This window comes from Kitasatospora phosalacinea (assembly GCF_000717185.1).
Taxonomy (GTDB): domain Bacteria; phylum Actinomycetota; class Actinomycetes; order Streptomycetales; family Streptomycetaceae; genus Kitasatospora; species Kitasatospora phosalacinea_A.
Genome location: NZ_JNYE01000036.1, coordinates 1 through 12,221 on the forward strand (window position 1 = coordinate 1; position 12,221 = coordinate 12,221).

13 protein-coding genes are annotated in these 12,221 nt (G+C 76.5%); 8 read left to right on the forward strand and 5 right to left on the reverse strand.

The features are described 5' to 3' along the window. The coding region (locus OO57_RS17090; RefSeq protein ID WP_234337374.1) for a nuclear transport factor 2 family protein at window positions 1-484 on the forward strand (484 nt) is incomplete at its 5' end. Here OO57_RS17090 and dnaN read toward each other — a convergent pair. Then, entirely contained in the window at window positions 454-1,596 is a 1,143-nt protein-coding gene (dnaN, locus tag OO57_RS17095) for a DNA polymerase III subunit beta (protein WP_033253361.1), read from the reverse strand. The genes OO57_RS17090 and dnaN overlap by 31 nt on opposite strands. A gap of 288 nt (window positions 1,597-1,884) precedes the next feature. Between dnaN and OO57_RS17100 the strand changes: the two genes are divergently transcribed. The 3 genes from OO57_RS17100 (at window position 1,885) to OO57_RS44755 (ending at window position 3,956) form a co-directional block, all read left to right on the forward strand. Then, the gene (locus tag OO57_RS17100; RefSeq protein ID WP_033253362.1) at window positions 1,885-2,391 is read left to right on the forward strand and encodes a DinB family protein; all 507 of its coding nucleotides are present in this window, start codon (window positions 1,885-1,887) and stop codon (window positions 2,389-2,391) included. 77 nt (window positions 2,392-2,468) lie between these two features. After that, on the forward strand, window positions 2,469-2,987 hold the full coding sequence (locus OO57_RS17105; RefSeq protein WP_033253363.1) for a SigE family RNA polymerase sigma factor: 519 nt from the start codon (window positions 2,469-2,471) through the stop codon (window positions 2,985-2,987). Window positions 2,988-3,020: 33 nt separating this feature from the next. Continuing rightward, window positions 3,021-3,956 (forward strand): hypothetical protein, encoded by a 936-nt coding sequence (locus tag OO57_RS44755; RefSeq protein WP_033253364.1) that lies wholly within the window; start codon window positions 3,021-3,023, stop codon window positions 3,954-3,956. 100 nt (window positions 3,957-4,056) lie between these two features. Here the strand turns inward: OO57_RS44755 and OO57_RS17115 are convergent, their stop codons facing one another. Genes OO57_RS17115 through OO57_RS17125 form a run of 3 tightly spaced genes read right to left on the reverse strand, consistent with a single transcriptional unit; the run spans window position 4,057 to window position 6,836 of the window. Next, window positions 4,057-4,644 carry a histidine phosphatase family protein gene (locus OO57_RS17115; protein WP_033253365.1) on the reverse strand — a complete coding sequence of 196 codons (588 nt, stop codon included), beginning with the start codon at window positions 4,642-4,644 and terminating at the stop codon, window positions 4,057-4,059. Between the two features lie 27 nt (window positions 4,645-4,671). After that, a complete protein-coding gene (locus tag OO57_RS17120; protein ID WP_033253366.1) occupies window positions 4,672-6,207 on the reverse strand; it encodes a pyruvate, phosphate dikinase in 1,536 nt (511 codons plus the stop codon). Next, window positions 6,207-6,836: a hypothetical protein gene (locus tag OO57_RS17125; protein WP_033253367.1), complete on the reverse strand. Its 630-nt coding sequence runs from the start codon at window positions 6,834-6,836 to the stop codon at window positions 6,207-6,209. Before OO57_RS17125 ends, OO57_RS17120 begins: the two co-directional genes overlap by 1 nt. A 132-nt stretch (window positions 6,837-6,968) precedes the next feature. Here OO57_RS17125 and OO57_RS17130 point away from each other — a divergent pair, with 132 nt between their 5' ends. Next, window positions 6,969-8,075 carry a TetR/AcrR family transcriptional regulator gene (locus tag OO57_RS17130; protein ID WP_033253368.1) on the forward strand — a complete coding sequence of 369 codons (1,107 nt, stop codon included), beginning with the start codon at window positions 6,969-6,971 and terminating at the stop codon, window positions 8,073-8,075. A gap of 178 nt (window positions 8,076-8,253) precedes the next feature. Here OO57_RS17130 and OO57_RS17135 read toward each other — a convergent pair whose 3' ends face one another. Then, entirely contained in the window at window positions 8,254-8,808 is a 555-nt protein-coding gene (locus OO57_RS17135; protein WP_033253369.1) for a GNAT family N-acetyltransferase, read from the reverse strand. A gap of 145 nt (window positions 8,809-8,953) precedes the next feature. Between OO57_RS17135 and OO57_RS17140 the strand changes: the two genes are divergently transcribed. Genes OO57_RS17140 through OO57_RS17150 form a run of 3 tightly spaced genes read left to right on the forward strand, consistent with a single transcriptional unit; the run spans window position 8,954 to window position 12,164 of the window. Further along, window positions 8,954-10,297 carry an ATP-grasp domain-containing protein gene (locus OO57_RS17140; RefSeq protein ID WP_081973739.1) on the forward strand — a complete coding sequence of 448 codons (1,344 nt, stop codon included), beginning with the start codon at window positions 8,954-8,956 and terminating at the stop codon, window positions 10,295-10,297. Beyond that, on the forward strand, window positions 10,294-11,097 hold the full coding sequence (locus OO57_RS17145; RefSeq protein ID WP_033253370.1) for a Rossmann-like domain-containing protein: 804 nt from the start codon (window positions 10,294-10,296) through the stop codon (window positions 11,095-11,097). The genes OO57_RS17140 and OO57_RS17145 overlap by 4 nt, the downstream gene beginning before the upstream one ends. After that, window positions 11,094-12,164: a PLP-dependent cysteine synthase family protein gene (locus OO57_RS17150; RefSeq protein WP_033253371.1), complete on the forward strand. Its 1,071-nt coding sequence runs from the start codon at window positions 11,094-11,096 to the stop codon at window positions 12,162-12,164. Before OO57_RS17145 ends, OO57_RS17150 begins: the two co-directional genes overlap by 4 nt. Window positions 12,165-12,221: the final 57 nt, after the last annotated feature.

Genomic DNA, 12,221 nt, shown 5'->3' on the forward strand with positions numbered 1-12,221 from the left:
CTCCCAGCCCCCCGCCCAACCCGCCGCCCGCACCCCGCACGAGGTGCTGGAGCACTACCACCGCGCCCTGGTCAGCATGTCCGCCGACGACCTGGCCGACCTCTACGCCCCCGACGCCACCCACGAGTTCCCGTTCCCCTTCCCCGGGATGCCGAACTGCTACAAGGGCCGCGAACAGGTCCGGGCCGGCTTCCGCGCCGCCTGGCAGCACAGCCCCGCCACCCCCGCGGGCCTCCGTGACGTCACCGTCCACCCCACCGCCGACGCCACCGTCCTGATCGCCGAACAGACCGTCACCGGCACCGTCGCCACCACCGGCGAGCCCTTCGCCTTCCCCGGCATCCTCGTCCTGCACGTCGAGGACGGCCGGATCACCCACGTCCGCGACTACATGGACGCCCTCACCATCACCCGCACCCTGCGCCGCGACCCCGGGCCGGGCCCGGCGTCCGCTCAGGCGGAGCGCAGCGGCATGAACAGGTAGCGGTAGCCGGGGTCGTGCTCCGCCCCGCCGTCCGCCCGTCCGGTGAGGACGGCCGGTTGGGTGGGGGTGGTGTAGCCCAGTTCCACCACGGGGGCGGCGACGGCGCTGACGCCTTCGACGAGGTAGGCGGCGCTGACGGGGATGCGGACCGGTTCGCCGTGGAAGGCGCCGGGCAGGGTCTCGCGGCCGCGGGCGTCGGCGCCGTCGCCCGCGTCGAGGGTGATCCGGCCGGTGGACAGGGTGATGCGCAGGGGCGAGCGGCCGTCGGCGACGAGGGCGATCCGCTTGGCGGCTTCGAGGAGCGGGAGCCGCTCGACGGTGGCGGACCCGGTGTAGGCGGCGGGGAAGAGGCGCTCGTAGTTCGGGAAGGCGGCGTCGAGGAGCCGGGCCGTCGCCCGGCGGGCCCCGGCGCGGAGGCCGATCAGCCCCCCGCTGCCCGGGGGGCCGCTGTGCAGGGCGATCGTGACCCGGTCGCCCCGGGGCGCCCTGGCCAGTGCCCGGGTGATGTCGTGCAGGCTCCTGGCCGGTACGAGTGCGAGGGCCTCGGGCGCCCGGGGGTCGGCCGGCTGCCAGGGCAGGTCGCGGACGGCGAGGCGGTACCGGTCGGTCGCGGCCAGCCGCAGCCGTTCGGCGGTGATCTCGACCCGGACGGCGGTGAGCACCGGGAGGCTGTCGTCGCGGGCGGCGGCGACGGCGACCTGCGCCACGGCCTCGGCGAGGGCGGCGGCGTCGACCGTGCCCAGGGCCGGGGGCGGCTCCGGCAGCCGCGGGTAGTCCCCGGCCGGGAGGCGGGGCAGCGTGAACTGCGAGTCGCCGCAGGACAGGACGGTGTCCGCGGCGTCGGAGGCGAGTTCGACGGGCCGGTCGGGGAGCGCCCGGCCGAGGTCGGAGAGGAGCCGGCCGGAGACGAGCGCGCTCCCGGGCTCGACGACCTCGGCCTCCGCCTCGAAGGTGGCCGAGACCTCGTGGTCGAAGGCGGCGGCGGTCAGCGTCCGGCCGGACGCCGTCAGCACGATGCCCGCGAGGGCGGGCAGCACGGGGCGGTGCGGGAGGGCCCGGGCGGCCCACGCGACGGTGTCGGAGAAGGCGGCGCGGTCGAGGCGGAGCTTCACGGGGCGGCCTGTTCTGTGCGGCGGATCGGTACGGGCGTCGGGCGCTGCCTACGGGCGTCGGACGCTGTCGAGGACGGTGGCCGCTCGACCTGGTCGAAGGTCAAGCCGGGGCGCCCCCGCGCGGGGGCCGCCCGGTCCCACCCCTGTACACGGCCCTCCCGCTCGTGGATCCTCTGTGGCTGTGACAGTCACCACTTGCGCCCCCTCCCGCCCCACCGGCACCGGTGCGGTCCCCCTCTCCCGCCGGGAGCCGGCCACCGCGGAGCGGTCCCACCGGGAGGTCGCCGCGTGACCGCGTCGCCGGACCTCGAGGTCCGCACCCTGCTGTCGTTCCTGGACGGTCAGCGCCGCCACGTCCTCGGCATCCTCGACGGCCTCGACGCGGACGCCCTGCGCCGACCCGTGCTGCCGTCCGGGTGGAACTGCCTCGGTCTCGTCCAGCACCTCGCCCTCGACGTCGAGCGGTTCTGGTTCCGCGCGGTGGTGGCCGGCGAGCAGGACGTCATCGGGGCCCTGGGCGACGAGGGCGACGCGTGGCGGGTGGGGCCGGAGGTCGGGGCGGCGGAGGTCCTGGACCGGTACCGCGCGGAGAGCGCCCGCGCGGACGCCGTCATCAGGGCCACCGCCGCGGACGCCCCCCTCGCCTGGTGGCCCCACCACCTCTTCGGCGCACCGCACCTGCACACCCTCCGGGACGCCCTGCTGCACGTCATCACCGAGACCGCCTGCCACGCCGGCCACCTGGATGCGGCGCGGGAACTCCTCGACGGCCGACGGTGGCTGGTGCTGACCTGACGCGGCATCCGGTGTGACACCGGCAGGCGGTTCGAGTCGTGTATGGAGTCGTCCGACTTCAAGCCCGAGGAGACCCCTTGTCCGACCGGATCACCTTCGAGGAGTTCGCCGCCGGCCGGGCCGGGCAGCTTTTCAAGATCGCCTACCTGATGTGCGGGGACTGGCACCAGGCGCAGGACCTGGTCCAGATCGCCCTGTCGAACATGTACCCCGCGTGGGGGCGCCTGACCCGGGGCGGCAAGGTCGCCGGCCTCGACGCCTACGCGCGCAAGGTGCTGCTGAACTGCTACATCTCCCACCGCAGGCTCCGGCGTTCCAGCGAGCTCCCGGTCGGCGAACTCCCCGACCGCGCCGTGCACGGGCCGAGCGGGGAGAACGAGGTGACGCTGCGCCTGGCGGTCCTGGACGCGCTGAACCACCTCGCCCCCCGCAACCGGGCGGCCGTGGTGCTGCGCTACCTCGAGGGCTACCGCCTGGAGGAGGTCGCCGACGCCCTGGGCTGCACGGTGAACGCGGTGAAGAGCCTCAACTCCCGCTCCCTGGCCACGCTCCGGGAACTGCTCGGGCCCGACCGTGTCGCCCTGCTGCAGAACTGACCCTCCCAGGCACCCCGGAAAGGCAGAAGCCCCGTGGATTTCGACCAGAACCTCGCCGACGTCCTCACGACCAGCGTCAAGGACCTCGATCCCCCCGTCTCCGAGATCGTCGCGGAGAGCACCCGGCTCGGCCGCGAACAGCAGCGCGCGCAGCGGCTGCGCACCCTGCGCGTCGGCGGCGCGTCGCTGGCCGTCGCCGCCGTGCTCTGCGCCGCCGTCGTGACGTCCCGGCTCCAGGACCGGAGCGCACCGGTGCGGCCCGCGCCCGCCGCCCCGGCCTCCACCGCGGCCTCGCCCTCCGCCTCCGCCCCGCCCTCCGCCCTGCCCTCCACCTCCCCCGCCCCGTCCGCGCTGGGCGCGGACGCCCGGCTGACCCCGGACGCCATGGTCAAGCTGCTGTCCGACCGGCTCCCGCCGGGCGGAACCTTCGTCAAGTACCAGCAGCCGTACGCGGACCGCTCCCCCACCGAGGAACTGGGCGCGTTCCTCCGCTACGACGACGGCCGCGGCACGGCCACCTTCCAGCTCACCCTGCGCAAGGAACCCCGCGCCTTCCCCGGCGACAGCCGCACCCCCGGCACCCTGGAGGCCCCGTTCAGCTGCGACGGCGGGCCCCAGCGCCCCAGCGGGCCCCCGCCGGGCCCCCTCAGCTGCCGGGCCGGCTTCCTCGCCGACGGCAGCTGGGAGATGGTCCGGGCCACCGACGCCTTCGTGCCCGGCCTGTACTCCTACCAGGTCGCCGTCTGGCGCCCCGACGGCGACGTCCTGGTGCTCACCGAGTTCGCCGGGACGGTCGGCGCCTACGGGCACAAGGAGAACGCCACCCGCGCCGAACCCCCCGTCCCCCTCGATCAGTGGCAGCGCATCGCGGAGAGCCCGGACTGGCAGTTCCTCGTCCCCCGCGCCCTGGTCTACGAGGGCGCCCGGCTGACCGCGGGCATCCCCCGCGCCCCCTTCCCCGAGAGCTGACCGCCCCGGCCCGCCGACCGTCCCACCCGCCGACCGCCCCGCCCGCCGACCGTCCCGCCCGTCGGCGCCACCAGCCGAGCGGACGCGCCCGCGGCGGCGCTCAGGGGCGGGTGCCGGCCCCGAACCCCGTCCAGCGCAGTTCGACCGGGAGGTGGCCCATGTCGTTGTACAGCAGGACCGCCGGCGCGTCGCCGTCGCGGTACTCGACCACGGTGAGCGCCGCGTTCCCGCAGTTCAGCCCGAGCCACCGCACCGGCGGCGCGCCCAGGGCGTCCCGGACCAGCCAGGCCACCTGGTAGGCGTGGGTGACCAGGACCTCGTGCGCCTCGGTCGCGGCGGGGCGCGCGAACCTGCCGGTCAGGGCGTCGGCGGCGCGGCGCGCCCGCCCGGCCTCCGCGGCCCCGTAGCCGTCGAAGAACGCCGCCCACGCGGGGGGCACGTCGACGGGCACGTGCGGGACGTGGTCGACCAGTTCCGGCGCTTCGCGCACGGCGGCGCCCGGCAGCCGGGTGCCCACGATCTGCGCGCAGTACGCCGCCCTGGGCAGCGGCGAGTGCCAGACCGTGTCGATCGGCAGGGCGGCCAGCCGCTCCCCGACCAGCTCCGACTGCCGCTCGCCGACGTCGGTCAGGCGGCCGAAGGCGTCGGCCGCGCCGTGCCGCACGAGGTAGAGGTGCCGGGTCGCCATGGTGGGCCTCCTTCAGCGGGGGTCGGCTCAACGGCCGCGCAGGGCGGCGTGGGCCGCGGCGAGGCGCTGGGCCTCGTCGCGGGCGGAGTGGTCGCCCGAGGCGTCGTCGGCCCAGGCGAGCAGCCGGTGGAGGTGGGCGTCGGCGGCGCCGGTGACGGTGCGGGGGCTGCCGAGGACCACCTCGCCGCTGGTGCCGTCGACGGTGACGAGGGTGCCCTCCGGGAGGGTGCGGCCGCCGGCCGTCACGGAGGCGCCGTCGACGGCGAGGCCGGTGGCGCCCACGACGGCGGGCTTCCCCATGGCGCGGGCGACGACCGCGGCGTGGCTGGCGGGCCCGCCGCGCGCGGTGACGATCCCGGCGGCGGCGGCGAGGCCGTGCAGGTCGCCCGGCGAGGTCTCCGGGCGCACCAGGACGACCGGGCCGGTGCGGGCCATCCGCACCGCGCCGTCCGCCGTGGTCGCGATCCGGCCGGTGGCGACGCCGGGGCAGGCGCCGGTCCCCCGGACGAGGACGTCGGCCTCCGCGGTGGGGGCGATCCGCGGGGTGCGGACGTGCCGGAGGTGGAGCGGCGAGACCCGGAGCAGCGCCTCGTCCCGTCCGATGAGCCGCTGGTCGGCGAGTTCGGTGGCGACACGGACCGCGGCGGCGCCCGCGAACCGGCCGGGCCGGGCCTGCAGGAACCACAGCTCGCCGGACTGGAAGGTGAACTCGACGTAGCAGGCGTCGCGGTGGTGCGCCTCGATCCGGCGCAGGGCGTCGCGCAGCCCGGCCCACACCTCCGGCTCCCGTTCGGCGAGTTCGCGCAGGGGCCGGGTCGTCGTCCGCCCGGAGACGACCGCCTCCCCCTGGTGCCCGAACAGGACTTCGCCGAACGGGGTGTCCTCGCCGGTGCCGGGGTCGCGGCTGAACGCGACTCCGCTGCCGCTGCGGCCGTCGCGGTTGCCGAAGACCATCTGCTGGACGACCACGGCCGTGCCCAGGTCGTGCGGGATGCCGTTCAGCTCGCGGTAGGTGCGCGCGCGTGGCGCCTCCCAGGACGCGAAGACGGCTTCGACCGCCCGGGCGAGCTGTCGGGCCGCGTCGTCCGGCACCGCGTCCACGTCCGCGTCCACGTCCGCGGCCCCCGCCGCTGCTGCCAGCGCCTCTGCGAAGCTCGCCAGGAAGCCCCGCCGCGCGTCCCGTGCGAAGGCCCGGTCGCCGGTCTCGGCGGCCAGGCCCTCGGTGGCCCCGGTGGTGAGGCCGAGGTTGAGGACCGTGCTCATCATGCCGGGCATGGACACCTCCGCCCCGGAGCGGACGGACACCGCCAGCGGCCGGTGCGGCCCCCCGAACGTCCGCCCGGTGGCGCGTTCGAGGTCGGCCACGGCCGCCGCGAGCTGCTCGTCGAGCCCCGCGGGCGGGCGCCCGTCCCGCAGGAAGGCGCGGCAGGCCCCCGTGGTGACGACGAACCCGGCCGGCACCGGCAGGCCGAGGCGGTGCAGGACGACCAGGCCGGACGCCTTGCCGCCCAGGGTCCCGGCCGTCCCCCCGGTCCGGGCGGAGAGCGGGCGGACCCACCCCATCACCACCGCTCCCGCCCGAGCGTCACCAGCAGGTCCTCGTGCAGCTCCGCCCACACGAGGTGGTACGACGCGGTGTTGTCGGCCAGGTACGCCGTCTCCCCGGCGGCGGCGCGCCCGAGGGCCTCGGCGAGGCGGGCCCGGTAGCGGCCGAACCGGGGCAGGGCCGCGGCCAGTTCGGCGCAGACCGCGGCGGCCCGCCCGTCCAGGTCCGCGAACCGGGCGAGCACCCGGGAGTCGTACTCGGCGTCGGTGTGGTCGTTGACGCCCGTGACGCCGTCGACGGGGCGGAGCTGCCAGGCCGTGCACAGGTCGAGCAGTTCGGGGTTGAGGACCATGAACCGCTCGTACGCCGCCGTCACGCGCCCGCGGGCCCGGGCCGACTCCAGTTCCCGGGCGATCCGCTCGGCGCCCGCCGCCCGCCCGGCGCCCGTGAGGCTCCACACCGGCGGGTCGCCGGGGAGGCGGGTGACCAGGCCGTCGATCCCGAGGTCGATGAGCTCGGACTCGGCGTCGGACGGGTCGAGCCCCGTGACCGCGGCGACCCGGGCGACGCTGACGGCACCGGCGCAGCGCAGGGCGTGCAGGACCGGCAGGGCGGCGTCCGGGGCGGGGGCCTCGGGCTGCGTCATCGGGTGCTCCTCGTCCGGTGCGCGGGTCGCGGCGCGTCCGCCCCGGCCCACTCGAATGTTCACGGCATCCAGATGTCTTCATCATCCGAGTGCCGGTTGTATCCTGACACACCAGGAGCCGAAGGGGACACCATGGCGAGACTGACCCGCGCCCAGCAGCAGGAGCGGACGCGCGCGGCGGTGCTCGTCGCGGCCCGGCAGGAGTTCGCCGAGTTCGGCTTCGCCGAGGCCAAGGTCGACCGGATCGCCGAACGGGCCGAACTGACCAGGGGCGCGGTCTACTCCAACTTCACCGGCAAGCGCGCCCTCTACCTCGCCGTCCTGGTCGACGCCGTCGAACGGGCCCGGGACGCCGCCGAACCCCCGGCCGGACCGCCCGCCTCCGCCGGGCGGGCGCTCGGCTCCTTCGCCCGGGTCTGGCTCGAACGGCTGCCCTTCCTCGGCGACACCCCGGGGAGCGGCCACCTGCAGGTGCGCTCGCTGTCCGGGGTCCTGGGCAGCGAGTCGACACGGACCGCGCTCGCGGAACTCGTCCGGTTCGAGGCCCTGCTGCTCGCCCTGGCCCTCGGACCCGGCCCCGCCGGCGCCCCCCTCTCCCCCGGGGCCGTGCGGCGCGCCGGGCTGGCCCTGACCCTCCTCCACGGCGCGGCCGCCGTCGCGGAGAACGCCCCCGGCACCGGCGACCCCTTCGACCTGGCCCGCGCCGCCGAACACCTCGCCGACACCGCCCTCGGCGACGACCCGGAACCGCCCCACCTCCCCTACGCCGCCCCGGCCCGCCCCGCCGCTACCCCCTGGACGCCCCCGGACGGCCTGCACGACGAGATCACCGGCCGCCCGGTCGACCTCGCCGACGACGGAGTGGTCGTCGTCCTGGGCACGGGCCGCCTCTCCGCGGCCGAGGACGCGGTGCGCTCCGCGGCGCCGGACGACGCGGTGACGGTCGTCGTCGTCACGGGCGACCCCGCCGAGACCGGCCGCCTGGCCCGGCTCCGGATCGTCGACCTCACCGCCTGCCTGCGCCGGACGTTCCCCCCCGACCGGCTCCCCCGGCTACGCGTCGTCCTCGACGACACCGGCACCGTCCCCACCGCCCTCGGCCACCCCCCGACCGACCACACCGAAACCGCGCTGCGGATCCACGACCACCTGATCACCGCCCACTCCACCGGCCGCGGCGCAGGCCACACCGCAGCCCGCCACCCCACCCGCACCCCCGACCCCAACGGGGCCCCCTGAGACCCGCCCCGCACGACACGGGCCACCGACCCCGACTCCGTGGACCACCTGGTGCTCGCCCTCAGTCCGGGCGCGCTCGGCCTCGGCCCGTTGGCCTCCCTGCGCCCCGCCGGCCTCGGGGGCGCCTTCGACGGCAAGCTCTTCGCCCCCCTGCACGCCGTCCAGGAGCGCCGCGCGGTCAGGCCGGGGTCGGCAGCGGGATCTCGAAGTGGACGGTGGAGACCCCGGGTCCGTGCTCCCCGGTCGGTCTGGCGTCGAAGACCTCGTCGGCGAGGGCGCGCCAGAACGGTTCGGCGCCGGGGACGTCGGTGTTGGTGTGGAGGTAGACGCGGTCGTACCCGCCGTCCCGGGCGGCGAAGTCGCAGGCGAGTGCGACCATCCGGCGGGCCAGCCGGTTGCGGCGGTGCTCGGCGCGGACGTAGACGCGCAGCAGTTGGGCGGTGCGGCCGGAGGGGTAGCGGTCGGCGAGGTGGCGGGGGTGGGGCGGGTGCGCCGGGCCGGTGGAGTTCAGGGCCGTGGTGCCGACGACCTCGCCGTCGCGGACGGCGACGACCAGGGCGTGCCGGGGGTGGTCGAGGTAGTGCCGAGCCAGGTCGATCACGTCCGCGTGCCAGTGGGGGACGTAGCCGTAGCCGAACTCGCGGTAGAGGGTGTCCAGGATCAGTGAGCGCGCCCCCGGGACGTCCCGCTCGTTCGCGAACCGGACTTCGTAGCAGGATTGGTGACGGGTCATCAGTTCTCCGGAGGTGCGAGGGAGCAGGCGGGGCAGCCACACCCTACACATGGAAACGGTTTCCATCTAGACATTGAAAACGACAACGGTGTTCATATAGCTTCTCCTCGGCACGGGCCGGACCGGCCCGCCGAGAGGGGATCACGTGTCACATCTGCTGGTAGTCGAGAGCTGGGTCGGGTCGATGAGCCGACTCCTGCCGCGGGCCATCGCCGAGGGAGGGCACCGCTTCACCTTCCTCACCCGCGACCTGCACCACTACCTCCGCGCCGCCCCCGACGAGCGGCCGCACCCGCTGCTGGCGGCCGGGAACGTGCTGACCGCGGACACCAACGACCCCGCCGCGCTGCTGCCCCACGTCGAACGGCTGCACGCCGCCCTCGGCTTCGACGGCGTGCTCTCCTCCTGCGACTACTACCTGCCGACGGTCGCCGCCCTCGCCGACCGGCTCGGCCTGCCGGGCCCCCGCCCGGAAGCGGTGCGGGACGCCTGCCGCAAGGACCTCACCCGCGCCCGGCTGGCCGCCGCCGGGGTCCCCGGACCGCGCTCCGCCCTGGGCCGGGAACCCGCCGAACTGCTGGACGCGGCAGCGGAGATCGGGTACCCGCTGGTGGCCAAGCCGGTGGACCTGTGCGCCGGGATGTTCGTCCGGCAGATCGCCGACGAGCGCGAACTCCTGGACGCGCTGGCGGCGCTGGCCGCGTTCCCGGTCAACGCGCGCGGCCAGCGCCGGGAACCGGCCGTCCTGCTGGAGGAGTTGCTGACCGGGCCCGAGGTCAGCGTCGAGACGGTCACCTCCGACGGCGTCACGCACGTGGTCGGGGTGACCGGCAAGACGATCGGCGGCGCTCCGGCGTTCGTCGAGACCGGCCACCTCTTCCCCGCCGACCTCGCCCCCGCGCTCGCGGCGGCCGCCGCCGACACCGCCGTCGCCGCCGTCCGGGCCCTCGGGCTGGACCAGGTGGTGGCCCACACCGAGCTCAAACTGACCCCGGACGGCCCGCGCGTCGTCGAGGTCAACCCGCGCCCGGCCGGCAACCGGATCACCGAGCTGGTCCGGCGCGTCACCGGCGTCGACCTGGCCGCCGCCTGCGTGGACGTCGCCCTCGGCCGCCGCCCCGACCTGACGGCGCGCGACACCGGGACGGCCAGTGCCGCCATCGCCTTCCTGCTGCCGGACCGGGACGGCGTCCTCGCCGGGACCGGAGGCGCCGAGGACGTGCGCGACGAGCCCTCGGTGGTCGAACTGTCCCTCGCCGCCCCGGGGCGCACCGTCCGCCGGGCCGTCAGCAACAACGAGTACCTGGGGCACGTGATGACCGCCTCCCCCGAGACCGCCGGGGCGGGCCGGGACGCCGAACGGCTGCTCTCCCGGCTGACGCCCCGCTACCTCGCGGACGGGGCGGACGAAGCGGACAAGGCGAACGGGACGAACAAGGTGAACGGGACGGACAAGGCGGACGAGGCGGACGGGACGGTCCCGGCATGACCCGCCTGGACGCCCTGGCCGCGGCGGCACTGGCCGGCGCCCACGGCCTCGATCCCGCCGAGCAGCGCATCACCGTCGCCTTCAGCACCGCCCAGGCGGTCCGCCACGACGGCCGCGCCGCCGGCTACCGCAACGAGGTGCTCAGCCTGCGCCTCGGCGCGGCGGTCGGCTCGTGCGCCGTCGAACCGGGGACGCTGCCCGCGACGGCGCTGGACGACTGCACCGGCGCCACCGTCGCCGAGCTGCTGGCCCACCCCGCCCTGCCGGTCCGGGTGGCCGCGCTGGACGCCCTGCTGATGGCGGCCCGCCCGCACACCCCCGCGAACGGCGCCCGGCCGCACCCGCTGCCCGCCGGGAGCTCGCTCGCCAAGTCCCGGGCCCGCGCCCGCGCGGTGGTCGGGCTGCTGCCGGTCGGGCGGGTGCGCCGGGTGCTGGTCGTCGGGGTCGTCAACTCCCTGCTGGAGCGGCTGCGCGGCCTCGGGATCGGCTACCTGCCGTGCGACCTCAAGGGCGGCACCACCGAGTGGGGCGAGCCGGTCCGCACCGACGCCGCCGCGCTGCTGGACGGCTGCGACGCCCTGCTGGTGTCCGGCATGACCCTCGGCAACGGCAGCTTCGACGCCTTCCTCGACCACGCGGCGGCGACCGGCAAACCGCTGGTCGCCTTCGCCCAGACCGGCAGCGCCGTCCTGCCCCGCTTCCTCGGGGACGGGGTGAGCGCGGTCAGCGCCGAACCGTACCCGTTCTTCTGGCTGGACGGCGGCCCCGGCGTCATCCACCGCTACGGCGGTGCCCGGTGACCGCCCCCGTGCTCGCGCCCGCCGCCAACCCCGACCTGCTGCCGCTGCTCGGCCGCACCCCGCTCGCCCGGATCCGCACCCCGCTGCCCGACCCCCACCCCGGGTTCTGGGCCAAGCTGGAGTACCTGGGCGCGGGCGGGATGAAGGCCCGCTCGGCCGTGGCGATGCTGCGCGGCGCCCGCGCCCGCGGCGAACTGCGGCCCGGCGCGGCCGTGGTGGAGTCCACCTCCGGCACCCTCGGCGTCGGCCTGGCCTTCGCCGGGCAGGCCCTGGGCCACCCGGTCGTCCTGGTCGGCGACGCCGAACTGGAGCCGTCGATGCGGCAGTTGCTGCGCGCGTACGGCGCGGAGCTGGAGATCGTCGAACAGCCGGCGGAGACCGGCGGCTGGCAGGCCGCCCGGCTGGCCCGGCTGCACGAGGTGCTGGACCGGCTGCCGGGCGCGTACTGGCCGGACCAGTACAACAACCCGGACAACGCGGCCGGCTACCACGCCATGGCCGGTGAACTCATCGGTGAGATCGACGAGTTGGACGTCCTGGTGTGCAGTGTCGGCACCGGCGGCCACAGCGCCGGACTGGTCGGGCCGCTGCGCCGCCGCTGGCCCCGGCTGCGGGTGGTCGGGGTCGACTCGACCGGCTCGGCGATCTTCGGCCAGCCCGCCCGCAGGCGCCTGATGCGCGGGCTGGGCAGCAGCATCCACCCGCGCAACGTCGCCTACGACGCCTTCGACGAGGTGCACTGGGTCGGCCCGGCCGAGGCCGCCGACGCCTGCCGCCGCCTGGCCAGGGGCTGCTTCGTCAGCGGCGGCTGGAGCACCGGCGCGGTCGCCCTGGTCGCCGCCTGGGCCGCCCGCACCGAGGACGGCGCAGCCGTGGCCACGGTCTTCCCGGACGGCCCGCACCGCTACCTCGGCACCGTCTACGACGACGGCTACTGCCAGACCCACGGCCTGGACGGCGGACGCGCCGCCGCCCGCCCGGTCGAGATCCCCCGCCCCGACGCCGCCGAGGTCACCGGCTGGGCCCGCTGCCGCACCGTGCTCGACCCCCTGGGGGCCCGACCGTGACCCCCACCACCCCACCGCCAGCCCCCCGCCCCACCACCACCGAAGCCACCGAAGCCA